We start from the raw sequence: 13,131 nt of genomic DNA, 5'->3' as shown, positions 1-13,131 counted from the left end.
GACGAGGGACTAACAAGTGAAGGGCTTGCGAGCTTTGTCATTGATGCATTACTGCGGGCTGGGTTTGTGAGGGCAGTTGATGTGGAAGATGCATTGGCAGTCGCTGCAGAAGAGATCCATGTGCGGAATTTGTCAGGGGAATTGGTCTTCCCTAGATAATTTGCGGTAACGGGGACAATTAGCCCACGCGCATAACGCAAGGCCCGCGATGCGGGCCTTATTGTTTGCGGTGTTGTGGCGTTCGGCTACTGATGCGCAGCGAGCACGGCATCCAGATAGCCCGGTCCGTTGCTCGGCGGCGGGCAGCGCCTGGATACGTTCAAGCTGCTACGCGATCTGAAAACCCGGGTCAGAGTCGACTTTCCTGATCCTCAATAAGCACAAGGCCCGCAACTCGTGTTGCGGGCCTTGTTGCTTGCGGGCACCCGACACAGCTATGCGGCTCCCGATACGGTACCCTAACCCGAATCCGAACCAGCACCCAGACCCGCTCGGACAATTACCTGAGCAGTCGGCATACGCCGGTATGGAAGCGGGTGACGACCCAGCAGGGGCGCGCCTTCACCTGGCAGGTGGCGACAGGATGCAGCGGACCCCGTACTGTTTCGATGTCCATGCGCGCCCGACCAACATCCTGAAGGGCAGTGCGGCGTCTCCTTGAGCTGCGACATGCGGGCATGACGGCTTTATCCGGCTTGCTAGCTTGGCGACGGTCAATCGAAGCCGTTTCCATTCGTCATGGTTGCGTTGGCGAATCGCTCTGCAATCCTTTCCAGGCCGCATACAGATCCGGTTCTATACCGCTGGGCTCGTGGCGGATGTCCATCACCTGTTCCATGAAAGGCTTCGCCAAGTCGGCGTAAATGGCGGCGGTGGACAAGCCGTACGGTTCGGCATCGTCGTTGGACCAGGCATAACGGACTTGGGCGATGCCGGCCATCCGCATCGCGGCCATGCACATCGGGCAGGGCTGGCCGCTGGCGTACACGGCGCAGCCGGCCAGGTTCGGCGTGCCGAGGGCACGGCTGGCCGCGCGCAGGGCGTTGAGTTCGGCGTGCGAGGTCGGGTCGCGGGTGGCGAGGATCTCGTTGACGCCGCGGGCGATCACGGCGCCGTCCTTCACCACCACCGCGCCGAACGGCCGGCCGCCGTTGCGCAGGTTGTCGCGGGCGAGGTCGATCGCTTCGTGGAGGAAGCGCTGGTTGGCGTTCATGGCGTCGTCTCCGGTGCGTCCGTGACCGGGATGTTCGCATGCGGAGACGATGAAGCCGGCGTGCGGAGTGGGGTCAATCGCGCAGCCGCTCCCGCAGCGCATCGGCATCGTCCGCCAGCGGTTCGGCGGTGCTGGGCCGGGCCAGCATCGCCGCCAGCGCGGGCGGTGGCGGGACGGGGTCGCCCAGCAGCGGCTCCACCACTTCCGGGAACTTGGCCGGGTGGGCGGTGGCGACGGCGGCCCAGTCGCCTTGCTCGCCGCGCGCGCGCAGGCGGTCCAGCACTTCGGCGGCGCAGGCGGTGTGCGGGCAGACCACGTGGCCGCGCGCTTCGCGGGTGCGGACGATGGCGGCGCGGATCTGCTCGTCGCTTACCGCTTCGGCGCGCAGCGTCGCGCGCAGTTCGCCGGCGTCCGGGTACAGGAAGCACAGGCGCTCGAAGTTGCTGGGCGCGCCCACGTCCATCGCGTTCGCCAGCGTGGCGATGCTGGGCTGCGGCGCGTAGTCGCCGCCGGCGAAGAAGTCCGGCAGCACGGTGTTGGCGTTGCTCGCCAGCACCAGTTCGCCGATTGGCAGGCCCATCCGCTTCGCCAGCAGGCAGGCCAGCGCGTTGCCGAGATTGCCGGTGGGCACGACGAAGTTCAGTGGTCGTCCCGTTGCGCGCCAGTGCGTCAGCGCGGCATAGGCGTAGTAGGCGGCCTGCGGCAGCAGCCGGCCCAGGCTGATGCTGTTGGCGGAACCCAGCGGGACTTCGGCGCGATAGCCGGCGTCGGCCAGCAGGGTCTTGGCGAGGCGCTGGCAGTCGTCGAAGCTGCCGGCGACGCGGAACGCGCGGATGTTGTCGCCGAAGCAGCCGAGCTGGTGCGCTTGTCGCGGCGAGACGCGGCCATCGGGATAGAGGATGGCGACGCGGAAACCCGGCAGGCCGTGGAAGGCGGCGGCCACCGCCGCGCCGGTGTCGCCAGAGGTGGCGACCACGATTGTCAGCGGCTTGTCGCCGCGCGGCAGCGCAGCCAAGCAGCCGGCGAGGAAGGCCGCGCCGTAGTCCTTGAACGCGGCGGTGGGGCCGTGGAACAGCTCCAGCAGGAAGTCGTCCGGCTTGCCGAAACCCGCGAGCGGCGGGTCGATGGCGAGCGCGTCGCGGCAGATGCCGGGCAGGGCGGATTCCAGCGCGCCGCCGGCGAAGAACGGCGCGAGGAAACGGGTGGCGACCTCGGTCAGCGTGTCCGCGCCGTCGAACTGTGCGGGCGTGAACGATGGCCAAGTCTCGGGCATGTACAACCCGCCGTCCGGCGCGAGGCCGGCGGCAATCGCATCGGCAATCGAAACGGCGGGTGCCTGCCCGCGCGTGCTGATCGCGTTCATGCCAGCACCTCGGCGGCGGTGCCGTTGATGGGCGTGAGATGCAGGTCGCTGGCGAAGCCGGCGTTGGCAAACGCCGCTGCCATCGACGCACCCGCGCGCCGTGCGGTGGCTTCGTCCTCGCACCAGGCGAAGACGCTGGGGCCGGCGCCGGAAATGCTGGCGCCCATCGCGCCGCTGTCCAATGCCGCCTGTTTCACTTCGGCGAAGCCGGCGATCAGCGGCGCGCGGCGCGGCTCCACCAGCACGTCGGACAGGCCGGCGCGCACCAGCGAGGCATCGCCACGCTCGCAGCCCAACAGCACCTGCGCGAGATTGGCGCTTTGCGCGACGAACTCCTTCAGTGCATACGCGCCGGCCAATGCCTCGCGGGCGCGGCGGGTTTCCAGCACCGCGTGCGGATGCACCACGGCTGCGTGCCATCCGGCGGGCACGTCGATCTTCGTCAAGCGGTCGGCCGTTGCCAGCACCAGTCCGCCCAGCAGCATCGGGCCGACGTTGTCGCCGTGTCGGCCACCGCTGGCGACGGCTTCGCCGGCCAAGGCGTGCGGATACAGCGCATGCGGAGACAGCGGCGCATCGAGCAGCGCATTTGCCGCCACCAGCGCGGCCACGCAGGACGCCGCCGAGCCGCCCAATCCGGAACCGAGCGGGATGCCCTTGTCCAGTTCCAGCTCGAAGCCGAACGACAGCGCCAGCGCTTCGCGCAGCGCGATCAGCGCGCCGCCGGCGGTATTGCGTTCTGCTTCCAGCGGCAGGTCGGTGACGGTGCCGCGGATCGCGTTGATCCGCACCGTCGGTTCGTCGATGCGGCGCACGGTGGCGATGTCGCCGATACCGGCGATGCTGTGGCCGAGCACGTCGAAACCGACGCCGACGTTGCCCACCGATCCCGGCGCGAAGGCGCGCGCTTCGCGTCGCGCGGCGCTCACAGCTTCGCCCCCAGCGCGGCGGCCAGCCGCAGCAGATCGGAGAACACGCCGGCGGCGGTCACTTCCGGGCCCGCGCCGGGGCCTTGCACGACCAGCGGGTTGTCGCAATAGCGGCGGGTGGTGAACGACACGCAGTTGTCCGTCAGTCGCAAATGGGCGAAGGCATGGTCGGCGGGAAGTTCGCGCAGCGCAACGGACGCTTTGCCATCGCGTTCCAACCGCGCGACATATCGAAGCGCGCAGCCCTTGGCACGTGCGGCTTCCAGTCGTGCCAGCATCGGCGCATCCAGCAATTCCAGCCCGGCCATGAAGGTGTCGCGGTCGGCGCCGCGCAGGGTTTCGGGGACGAGGCTTTCCACAGCGACGTTGCCCAGCGACAGCGGCATGCCGGATTCGCGGGCGAGGATCACCAGCTTGCGCGCCACGTCGGTGCCGGAGAGATCGTCGCGCGGGTCGGGTTCGGTATAGCCCAGTGCGTGCGCCTCACGCACCAATTCGGAAAAGGGTTTTTCGCCGTCGAACTTGTTGAACAGCCAGGCCAGCGTGCCGGAGAAGATGCCTTCGATGGCGAGCAGTTCGTCGCCGGTGTCCAGCAGATCGCGCAGGGTGGAAATCACCGGCAGGCCCGCGCCCACCGTGGCCTCGTAGCGGAAGCGCGCGCCGCTTTTCGCCCGCGCCGCGCGGATGGCCTCGAAGCGTTCCAGCGGCCCCGCGCCGGCCTGCTTGTTCGGCGTGATGACGTGGATGCCGGCGGCCAGCCACTCCGAGTAGCGCTGCGCCACGCTGTCGCTGGCGCTGCAATCGATGACGACGGCGTGGGGAAGATGCGTGTCCAGCAGGTGCGTGGCCAGCGTGTCGAGGCTGGCCTCGGACGGCGTGCCCTGCATGCGCGCGCGCCAGTCGGCGTCGCCGCCGTGTTCGCACAGCCACAGCTGGTTGCGGGTCGCCAGCGCGCGCAGGCGCAGGTCGATGTTGTGCTGAGAGCGCAGGCGCGGCAGCGCGGCCTGCAACTGGTCGAGCAGGGCGCTGCCGACCTTGCCGGGGCCGATCACCGCCAACGCGATCGTCTGCGGCGACAGCCAGAACGCGGCGTGCACGGCGCGCAGCGCACGCGCGGCATCGGCGGAATCGATCGCCACCGAAATGTTGCGCTCCGACGCGCCCTGTGCGATCGCGCGGATGTTGACGCGGGCGCGGGCCAGCGCGTCGAACATCCGTGCGGCCACGCCCGGCGTGCCGGCCATGCCGTCGCCTACCGCGGCCAGCACGCTGATGCCGGCCTGCATGGTCACGCCCTGCACCTGCGCGCCGGCCAGCTCGCGGGCGAAGGCGTCGCGCAGCGCGTCGCGCGCGGCGGCGGCTTCGCGTTCGTGGACGACACAGCAGATCGAGTGTTCGGACGAGCCCTGCGAGATCATCACCACCGAGATGTGCGCGGCGTGCAACGCGGCGAACACGCGCTCGGCGGTGCCGGGGACGCCGATCAGGCCCGCGCCTTCCAGGCACACCAGCGCGAGGTGGCCGCCCAGCGTCAGCCCCTTCACCGGGCCGGCGGCGGCGCGGTCGCCGTCGGCATCGATGCGGGTGCCGGGGAACTCGGGACGGAAGGTGTTGCGCATCAGGATCGGCAGGCCGCGCGCGATCGCGGGCGTCATCGTCTGCGGATGGATCACCTTGGCGCCGAAATAGGCTAGCTCGCAGGCTTCGCGGTAGCTCATCGCGGCCAGCGGCACCGCTTCCGGCACCAGCCGCGGGTCGGCGGAGAGTACGCCATCGACGTCGCTCCAGATATGCAGTTCGTCGGCCTCGAACAGGCTGGCGAAGATCGCGGCGGAGTAGTCGCTGCCGTTGCGGCCCAGCGTGGTCGGCAGGCCGCGCTCGTCGCGGGCGACGAAGCCGGTGACGTTGGCGCGCGACTGCGGATGGCGCGCGCGCCAGTCGGCGAGGTTGCGCGCGCTTTGCTCCCAGTCGACCACCGCGCCGAGATCGGTATGGCGCACGACCAGCACTTCGCGCGCGTCGAGCAGGGCGTAGTCGCCGCCGCGTTCGACCAGGTGCGCATGCAGCAGCGAGGTCGAAAGCACCTCGCCCATGCCGTGGATGCGTTCCAGCGCGGTGCGCCCCGGCTGGCGCAACAGCGACGTGGCTTGCAGCAGGTCGGCCAGTTCGCCGCAGAGCGCATCGATCTTCGCCAGCAGCGCGTCGGGCTGCTCCAGCAGTGCGCGCGCCGTTTCCCGATGGCGCTGGCACAGGGTTTCCAGCGCGTCCTTCCATTCGCCGCCGGCGGTCGCGGCATCGCCCAGCGCGACCAGCGCATTGGTGGTGCCGTGCATCGCGGAGGACACCGCGATCTGGTTCGACGCATCGTCGGCCAGCAGCAGGCCGGCGACGTGGCGGATGCGTCCGGCGTCGGCCAGCGAGCTGCCGCCGAACTTGTGCGCGCGGCGAAGAAGCTTGGGTGGTGCGGACTGCGACGAATCCATGGAGCCTCCGGTGGAAGCCCCGCGTCGCGTGGAGTCGGGATTCGCGCCCCGCCTCTTCGCTGCGGGGGCCGTTGTCTGGGATGGGTTATCCAGGCATGACCGACCGCACCGGCGGGGTACCGGTGGTAATGGTCGTGGTGGTGGTCATGCGGCGGGACATGGGCCGACTCTGCTGCACTGCGGCGAAACTTGTCAAGCGGTGGTTGCGGGTGGAACGAAGCGCTGTCGGCCTGTATGGCATGCCTGTAGCGATGGGAGGTTAGCCGTTACCAAAGCCCGCGGGCGGACCGGGGCTTGCGATCTGGCCGGGCTGATCCGCATCGCCACTCGCATGGGGCCGCGAGCTTGTCGCCGTTCGCCGCGCGCGGGCAGAATCCCGGCGTCTCGACAGGGGAAGTCCACGCATGGCCCGTTCGCGCCGTTCCTTCCTTGCCTACGCTTCCGCCTTGCTGGGGCTGTTGAGCCTGATGGCAGTGGCCTGCTTCCACTTTCCGGAATTGCTGACCAGCCGCGAGTTCCGCGCCGTCTACAACGAACAGTTCGCGCGCCATCTGCTGCTGGTGGGGCTGGCGGCGGCGTTCGTCATGGGCACGGTCGCGATCCTGCGCGGCCGCAACAAGCGCGTCGCCATGCTCGGCGTCGGCGGCGCGACGCTGGCGGTGCTGTTCGGCGGCACCAACGTGCAGTTCGACGCCATCGGGAAAACGCCGTATTCGCTGGGACTGGACTGGTTCGTGCTGTCGCTGTTCTTCTCGGCGCTGGTGTTCGTGCCGCTGGAGCGCTATCTCGGCAAGCGCGAGCTGTCGCCGCTGCGGCCGGGCTGGCGCACCGACGTGGCCTATTTCTTCATGAGCCACGTGCTGGTGCAGTTCATCCTGATCCTGGTCACCGCCTCCACCTCCAGCATCGCCGGGCTGGCCGCGTTTCCGTCGCTGAAGACGGCGATCCAGTCACTGCCGGTGTGGGCGCAGTTCCTGATCGCGGTGTTCGTGGCCGACATGGCGCAGGCGCTGTTGCACCGCGTGTATCACAACATTCCGTGGCTGTGGCGCTTCCATGCCGTGCATCATTCCAGCCGGCACATGGACTGGCTGGCCGGTTCGCGCATCCACTTCATCGAGATCGTGATGACCCGCAGTGCGGTGCTGCTGCCGCTGCTGGTGCTGGGCTTCTCGGCCTCGGCGGTGAACGCCTACGTGATCCTGGTCGGTCTGCAGGCGGTGGTGGCGCACGCCAACCTCGGTATCCGCTTCGGCTGGCTGGAATACCTGCTGGTGCTGCCGCGCTACCACCACTGGCATCACGCGCGGCAGCAGGAGTACGTCGACGTCAATTACGCGATCCACCTGCCGCTGGTGGACATGCTGATGGGCACGTTCAAGCTGCCGCGCAACCAGGACCAGTGGCCGCGGGAATACGGGGTGATGAAGCTGGAGACCGTGCCCAACGGCATCGTCCGGCAGCATCTGATGCCCTTCCAGGGCGGGCGCAAGTTCGACGATTACGTGGACTGACGCGGCAGACGCGGACGATCTTTCCTGCGGCTGCGGAACCGGAGATCAGCTCGCGTCCGGGCTTCCTTCGCTGCGCGCCGCCACCACCGCCGTCGCGGTCATGTCGCCGGTGACGTTGCCGACCGTAGCGAGCACGTCGGGGATCGCGTCCACCGCCATCAGCACCGGCAGCGGGGCGATCGGCAAACCCATCGCCGAGGTGACCGGCAGGTTGGTGGCGAGGAAGATGGCCTGCCCGGGCAGACCCACCGAGCCCATGCTGACCAGCACCGACAGCGCCACGCCGGTGGCCAGCTGCGCGGCGGTCAGGTCCACGCCCAGCGCCCAAGCGACGAAGCAGGCGGTGGCGATGTACTGGATCGGCGAGGTGATGCGGAACAGCGAGACCGCCATCGGCAACACCAGCCCGGACACGCGGGCGGGGATGTCGAGCCGGTTCTGCGCGCTGTCCAGCATCGCCGGCAGCGTCGCCAGCGAGGACTGCGTGCTGGCCGCTACCGCCTGCACCGGTACCAGCCCGGCCATGAAGTGGCGGAACCGGCGCTTGCCGACGGTCACCGCCACGGCGACCAGCAGCACCACCGCCAGCACGTACAGCGCGCACTCCAGCAGGATGTAGATGCCCAGCGCCTGCAGCATGCCCAGGCCGGCGCGCGCGGTCAGCGCCAGCACCAGCGCGAAGATGCCGACCGGCGCGGCCCACAGCACCCAGTGCACGATCACGATCATCGCGTCGCTGACCGCCTTGAGCAGGCCGACCACCTGCGCGCGCGGCTCCGGCGCGAGGCGGGTCAGGGCGAAGCCGAAGAACAGCGCGAAGGTCACCAGCGGCAGCATCGCCGACGCGGCGGCGGCGGCGAACGGATTGCTGGGCACGATGGCGATCAATGCGTCGGCCCAGCCGCCGGACGGCGTGGCGATGTCCTGCGCGTGGCCGCGCAGCGCGGCGGCGACGGCGGGATCGGGCTGCAGCATCGACAGCGCCAGTGGCGCCAGCACAGCGGTCATCGCGGCGGCGGCGGCGAGCAGGATCACGAAGCTGACGATTGCCTGCTGCGCGACGCGTCCGGAATGCGCGGCGTCGCTGGCCTGGTTGATGCCGACCACCACCAGCGCGAATACCAATGGCACCACGGTCATCTGCAGCGCGTTGAGCCAGAGCTTGCCGAACGGCTCGACGATGGCGGCGATGCGCAGGCCGAGGTCGGGCGCCTGCCACGCCAGCAGGATGCCGAGGACGATGCCGGCGACGAGGCCGGTGAGGACGCGCGCAGTCTGGCTCACGGGCTGCTCTCCGAGCCGGCGATCTCCGGCAGCTTCCAGTCGTGTTTCAGCGCGGCGTATTGGGCGTTCGGCAGCAGCACGAACACCGGCTTGCGGCGCGCGTCCAGCCACGCCAGCAGCGCGTCCATGCTGTCCGGCGCCATCGCGGTGCAGCCGGCCGTGGTTTCGCCGGGGGCTTTCCACAGGTGGGCGAAGATGCAGCTGCCGCCCTGGCGCGCCGCGCCGTCGGCGTTGTGCTCGATCACGAAGCCCTCGCGGTAGCGCTGGTCGCCGTCGGCATGAAGGTCGCGGCGCATCGGCTCGCTGGACCGGTCGAGGTAGGGCGCCTTCACCGTGCTGCGGTCGATGATCTTGTTGTAGTAGTTCGATGCCGGGACGTCGATGCACCAGTCGTTGGCGGTCATCGCCTGGTAGCGCAGGCCGGTCTTCGCGCGGTCCGCGTAACCGAACGCAGTGCCGATGGCGAACACGCCGGCCGGCGCCTTGCCGTCGCCCTCGCGCTTGACCGGGCCGTCGCCGCGCTGCGGGTTGAGGCCGAGGCCCCAGCCGCTGCCGTTGCGGCCCAGCGTCACCGGCATCGCGTCGCCGACCTGCTTCCAGCCGTCGCCCTCGCGCTCGAAGCGGCGCAGTTCGCCGCCGGTGGCGTTCCAGTCGGCGGAGGTGACCAGCACCAGCTGCTGCGCCTTCGCCCAATGCTCGGCGTCGGCAGAAGGCAGGGCGGTGCGATGGGCGCAGGCGGCGAGCGGCAGCGCGAGCAGCAGGGCGGCGATCCGGCGGAGAGGCATGGGGCGGGTTCCGGGAACAAGGTGGCAAGGATGCATCAAGTCGCGGTGACTTACTCCTCCCCTTTGCGCGTAGCGCAAGGGGGAGGTTGGGAGGGGGTGTTTTTGCAGTCAGCCGCGAAAAAGCACCCCTCCCCAACCCTCCCCTTCGCTGCGGCGAAAGGGAGGGGGCTTTACGGCTCCAGCAGCGGCTGGATGCGCTCCAGCGTCTGTTGCAGGCGCGCGCGGCGGCCGCCGTCGGCGTCGAACAGGCGGATGAACAGGCGATCCAGCAGATGCTGCAGCGCCGAGTGGTAGAGCAGGGGTTCGATGTGCGTGCGCTCGTCGTGCGCGGACACCAGCAGCGCCAGGTCGGCCAGCGCGCGCAGCGCATTCGCGCTGTGGCGGGTGATGGTCACCACCGTGCCGCGCTGGCTGCGCATGTGCCGCGCCAGCTGGCACAGCGCCGGCTGCAGGCCGTGTTCGGAGAACGCCAGCAGTACGTCGTCCGGCTTGGCCGCGGACAGGCTGGCGGTCATGTGCGCGGCGTCGAAGTTGTGCACGGTGAGGATGCCGAGCTGGGCCAGCCGCAGCGCCAGCGCGCGCGCGTGCAGGTCGTCCTCGCCCAGGCCGATGATGAACACCGTGCCGGCGCGGCCGATCGCCTCCGCCACCGCGGTCAGCGTGCCTGGCGGGTTGATCAGGCGGGTGGCTTCCTCGGCCTCCGACTTGCGCAGCCACAGGCCGTAGCCCTGCGCGGTGGCGGCGGGCACGTCCTCCGGCGACGGCAGCGTGCCGCCGTTGCTGTCGGCGCGGATCACCGCCTCGTTGATCGCCAGCTTCAGGTCGGGGTAGCCCTTGAAGCCCAGCTTCTGGCAGAACTTGACCACGCTGGACTGGCTGATGCCCAGCGCGTTGGCGAGCTGCTGCGAGGAGTAGTCGCGCAGCAGCTGCGCGTTCTCGACGATGAAGTCGGCGATGCGGCGCTCGATCGCCGACATCCGGTCGCGTTCGGAGCGCAGCTTGACCAGCGCCGTCATCGCGCGCCTCAGGCGGCCAGATCGTTCGCGGGCGCGAGGCCCTCGATGCTGCGGATGCCAAGCCCGGGTGCGTCGGTCACGCTGATCTCCGATTCGTTGAAGTTCACGCCGCTGGCGACCGGGTCGAAGCGACACAGCGACGGCCCGTCCAGGTCCACCTTGCTGATCACGTCCGACTTCGCCACCGCCAGGTGCACGGCGGCGGCGACACCAATACTGGATTCCAGCATGCAGCCGATCATGCAGTCGATCCCGTACAGGCTGCAAATGTCGGCGATCTTCACTGCATTGGAGATGCCGCCGGTCTTCATCAGCTTGATGTTGACGATGTCGGCGGCGCGCATGCGGATCAGCTCCACCACCTCGCGCGGGCCGAACACGCTCTCGTCGGCCATTACCGGCGTGTGCACGCGCTCGGTGACGTAGCGCAGGCCGGCGAGGTCGTGCGCCTTCACCGGCTGCTCGACCAGTTCGAGCTTGACGCCCGCGTCTTCCAGCGTTTGCAGCGCGTACACCGCCTGCTTCGCCGTCCAGCCCTGGTTGGCGTCCAGGCGCAGCAGCGCGCGGCCTTCGACCGCCGCATGGATCGCCTTGGTGCGCTCGATGTCGAGGCCGATGTCCTTGCCCACCTTGATCTTCAGCGATTCGAAGCCGCGCTCCACCGCCGCCAGCGAATCGGCCACCATCTTGTCGATGTAGTCCACGCTGATGGTGATGTCGGTGGTGATGGCCGGGTCGCCTCCGCCCAGCAGCTTGTACAGCGGCGCGCCGTAGAGCTGGCCCCACAGGTCGTAGAGGGCGATCTCCACCGCCGCCTTGGCGCTGGTGTTCTTCTCCATCGCGCCCTGCACCAAGTGGGTGAGGTGGTTGAGGTTGGCGATCTCCTGGCCCATCAGCCGCGGCGCGATGTACTGGCGCACCGCCTCGACGATGGAGCCGTGGGTGTCGCCGGTGATGACCGCGGTGGCGGGTGCGCTGCCGTAGCCGACGCGGCCGCTGTCGGTGTGCACCATCACCACCACGTCCTCGACCTGCTCCACGCTGCGCAGCGCGGTCTTGAACGGCGTCTTCAGCGGCACGCGCAGCATGCCGAAGCGGATGTCGGTGATCTTCATTATTGGGCCACCCGCACGATGTTGGTGATGCGGTCCACGTAGTCGTGGTCCTTGCCGAAGCGCAGCGGCAGCAGCGGCGTGACCGAGACGCCGTTGAGGTGCATCGAACGCATCGCGCCGTCCTTGTCGAGATAGCTGCCGCCGTTGGTGTCGTGGATCACGTAGGGCATGCCGTCGATGTCGCCGATGTACATCATCACGTGGCCGGGGATGTAGATCAGGTCGCCGACCTGCATCGCCTTGACCGCCGCCATGCGCTTGTCGCGCGTGTCGCCCGGCTCGAAGCCGGTGCGCGCGAACACCGGGCTGACCGCCTGGTCGCCGGTGTTGCGCGGCATCTGCACGCCCATGCTGCGGTAGACGTCGGAGACGAAGCCGCTGCAGTCGCGGCCGTTGTACGAATGGCCCCAGCCGTAGCGTTCGCCGAGGAACTTGAACGCCTGGCGCAGGATGTTGGCGCGGGTCAGCGGCAAATAGTCCGCCGCGCTGTCGGCGTTCTTCTGCAACAGCGCGAGCGCGAAGGCGAGCGAGCCGTCGGCGTTGCGTACCGGCAGGTCGAGGATCCACGCGCTGTAGGGATGCTGGCCGTTGACCGGCTTGTCCAGCGCGGCGTCCGCCAGCGGCACGCGCGTGCCCATGTCCAGCTGCAGTTCGGACAGGCGCGGCTCTTCGCGCGTGAACACGGTGCGCGGCTTGGCGCCGGTGATCACGCGGTACGGCGTGCGTTGCGCATAAGCCAGCACGGTGTCGCGGCGACCTTCGGCGATGGCCTTCGCCTCCACCCATGCGGCGTAGCGCGCGCTGACCACGAACAGCCAACGGCCGTCGGCGCTGGCGTGCGCGATGGCGACCGCATCGCCCGGGAACAGCGCGCTTTCCTGGAAGCGGTCGATGTCGCCATCGTCGTCGCTGCTGAAGACGCGCAGCGACGACGGCATCGCGCGCAGCGCCGCGCGCTCCACCGCCATGCCGAAGCGGGTGGCTTGGCTTTCGGGAATCGCGGCCAGCGCGCGGTTGGCGACGATGGCGTCGAGCGTCGCCTTCGGCACCGGCTTGCCGGCTTCGTCCCACAGCGGTTTTGCGGGCTCTGATGCGAGGTCTTCGATCCAGCCGGCGACCTGCGTGCGCGTCAGCGTCGCCGGCAGCGCGGCGAGGTCGTGCATCGACGCGTCTTCGCGCAGCAGGCGTGCGTTGCGGGCGTCGATGGCGTCGCGCGTCATCAGCGGCGCGTCCGGCGTCGATGCGCGGGCGATCCAGAAATCCGCCGACAGCTGGGCGTCCTCGACGCCGATGACGCCGCTTGCCGGGACCGCCAACGTGGCCGACGGCGGGGTGCGCGCCATGCCGGGCAGGGCGGCCAGGGCCAGCGCCAAGACCAGCACGCGCGCGGCCGGAAATGCGGGACGCAGGAATCGCGAGGGTGTCATTC

General features: G+C 69.3%; 10 protein-coding genes. 1 reads left to right on the top strand and 9 read right to left on the bottom strand.

Going from position 1 to position 13,131, the window contains the following annotated elements:
* Positions 1-736: 736 nt before the first annotated feature.
* The 4 genes from H9L17_RS02625 to thrA form a co-directional block, all read right to left on the bottom strand.
* Positions 737-1,213 carry a nucleoside deaminase gene (locus tag H9L17_RS02625; RefSeq protein WP_187570828.1) on the bottom strand — a complete coding sequence of 159 codons (477 nt, stop codon included), beginning with the start codon at positions 1,211-1,213 and terminating at the stop codon, positions 737-739.
* 73 nt (positions 1,214-1,286) lie between these two features.
* Positions 1,287-2,576, bottom strand: coding sequence for a threonine synthase (gene thrC / locus H9L17_RS02620; protein ID WP_187570827.1), 1,290 nt, complete (start codon positions 2,574-2,576; stop codon positions 1,287-1,289).
* Positions 2,573-3,505 (bottom strand): homoserine kinase, encoded by a 933-nt coding sequence (locus H9L17_RS02615; protein ID WP_187570826.1) that lies wholly within the window; start codon positions 3,503-3,505, stop codon positions 2,573-2,575. The genes thrC and H9L17_RS02615 overlap by 4 nt, the downstream gene beginning before the upstream one ends.
* Positions 3,502-5,988 (bottom strand): bifunctional aspartate kinase/homoserine dehydrogenase I, encoded by a 2,487-nt coding sequence (gene thrA, locus H9L17_RS02610; protein ID WP_187570825.1) that lies wholly within the window; start codon positions 5,986-5,988, stop codon positions 3,502-3,504. Before thrA ends, H9L17_RS02615 begins: the two co-directional genes overlap by 4 nt.
* Before the next feature lie 404 nt (positions 5,989-6,392).
* On the opposite strand from thrA, the gene H9L17_RS02605 reads away from it, so the two are divergent.
* Entirely contained in the window at positions 6,393-7,502 is a 1,110-nt protein-coding gene (locus H9L17_RS02605; RefSeq protein ID WP_187570824.1) for a sterol desaturase family protein, read from the top strand.
* A gap of 45 nt (positions 7,503-7,547) precedes the next feature.
* Here H9L17_RS02605 and H9L17_RS02600 read toward each other — a convergent pair whose 3' ends face one another.
* The 5 genes from H9L17_RS02600 to H9L17_RS02580 all read right to left on the bottom strand — a co-directional run bounded on the left by H9L17_RS02600 (position 7,548) and on the right by H9L17_RS02580 (position 13,129).
* Positions 7,548-8,786: a dicarboxylate/amino acid:cation symporter gene (locus H9L17_RS02600; RefSeq protein ID WP_187570823.1), complete on the bottom strand. Its 1,239-nt coding sequence runs from the start codon at positions 8,784-8,786 to the stop codon at positions 7,548-7,550.
* Entirely contained in the window at positions 8,783-9,571 is a 789-nt protein-coding gene (locus tag H9L17_RS02595) for a L,D-transpeptidase family protein (protein WP_246455148.1), read from the bottom strand. The genes H9L17_RS02600 and H9L17_RS02595 overlap by 4 nt, the downstream gene beginning before the upstream one ends.
* 170 nt (positions 9,572-9,741) lie before the next feature.
* Entirely contained in the window at positions 9,742-10,587 is an 846-nt protein-coding gene (locus H9L17_RS02590) for a MurR/RpiR family transcriptional regulator (protein ID WP_187570821.1), read from the bottom strand.
* Between the two features lie 8 nt (positions 10,588-10,595).
* Positions 10,596-11,702 carry a dipeptide epimerase gene (locus H9L17_RS02585; RefSeq protein ID WP_187570820.1) on the bottom strand — a complete coding sequence of 369 codons (1,107 nt, stop codon included), beginning with the start codon at positions 11,700-11,702 and terminating at the stop codon, positions 10,596-10,598.
* Positions 11,702-13,129 carry a C40 family peptidase gene (locus H9L17_RS02580; protein ID WP_187570819.1) on the bottom strand — a complete coding sequence of 476 codons (1,428 nt, stop codon included), beginning with the start codon at positions 13,127-13,129 and terminating at the stop codon, positions 11,702-11,704. Before H9L17_RS02580 ends, H9L17_RS02585 begins: the two co-directional genes overlap by 1 nt.
* Between the last annotated feature and the right edge of the window lie 2 nt (positions 13,130-13,131).

The sequence above is a fragment of the Thermomonas brevis genome (assembly GCF_014395425.1).
In the GTDB taxonomy this organism is placed as follows: Bacteria; Pseudomonadota; Gammaproteobacteria; order Xanthomonadales; family Xanthomonadaceae; genus Thermomonas; species Thermomonas brevis.
The sequence above is the reverse complement of the archived record's forward strand: the minus strand, read 5'-3'. Positions and strand labels throughout refer to the sequence as shown.

Excerpts from the sequence above, each read along its gene's own strand:
- H9L17_RS02625 (WP_187570828.1), bottom strand. The coding sequence starts at position 1,213 with ATGAACGCCAACCAGCGCTTCCTCCACGAAGCGATCGACCTCGCCCGC.
- thrC (WP_187570827.1), bottom strand. The coding sequence starts at position 2,576 with ATGAACGCGATCAGCACGCGCGGGCAGGCACCCGCCGTTTCGATTGCC.
- thrA (WP_187570825.1), bottom strand. The coding sequence starts at position 5,988 with ATGGATTCGTCGCAGTCCGCACCACCCAAGCTTCTTCGCCGCGCGCAC.
- H9L17_RS02605 (WP_187570824.1), top strand. The coding sequence starts at position 6,393 with ATGGCCCGTTCGCGCCGTTCCTTCCTTGCCTACGCTTCCGCCTTGCTG.
- H9L17_RS02595 (WP_246455148.1), bottom strand. The coding sequence starts at position 9,571 with ATGCCTCTCCGCCGGATCGCCGCCCTGCTGCTCGCGCTGCCGCTCGCC.
- H9L17_RS02590 (WP_187570821.1), bottom strand. The coding sequence starts at position 10,587 with ATGACGGCGCTGGTCAAGCTGCGCTCCGAACGCGACCGGATGTCGGCG.
- H9L17_RS02585 (WP_187570820.1), bottom strand. The coding sequence starts at position 11,702 with ATGAAGATCACCGACATCCGCTTCGGCATGCTGCGCGTGCCGCTGAAG.
- H9L17_RS02580 (WP_187570819.1), bottom strand. The coding sequence starts at position 13,129 with ATGACACCCTCGCGATTCCTGCGTCCCGCATTTCCGGCCGCGCGCGTG.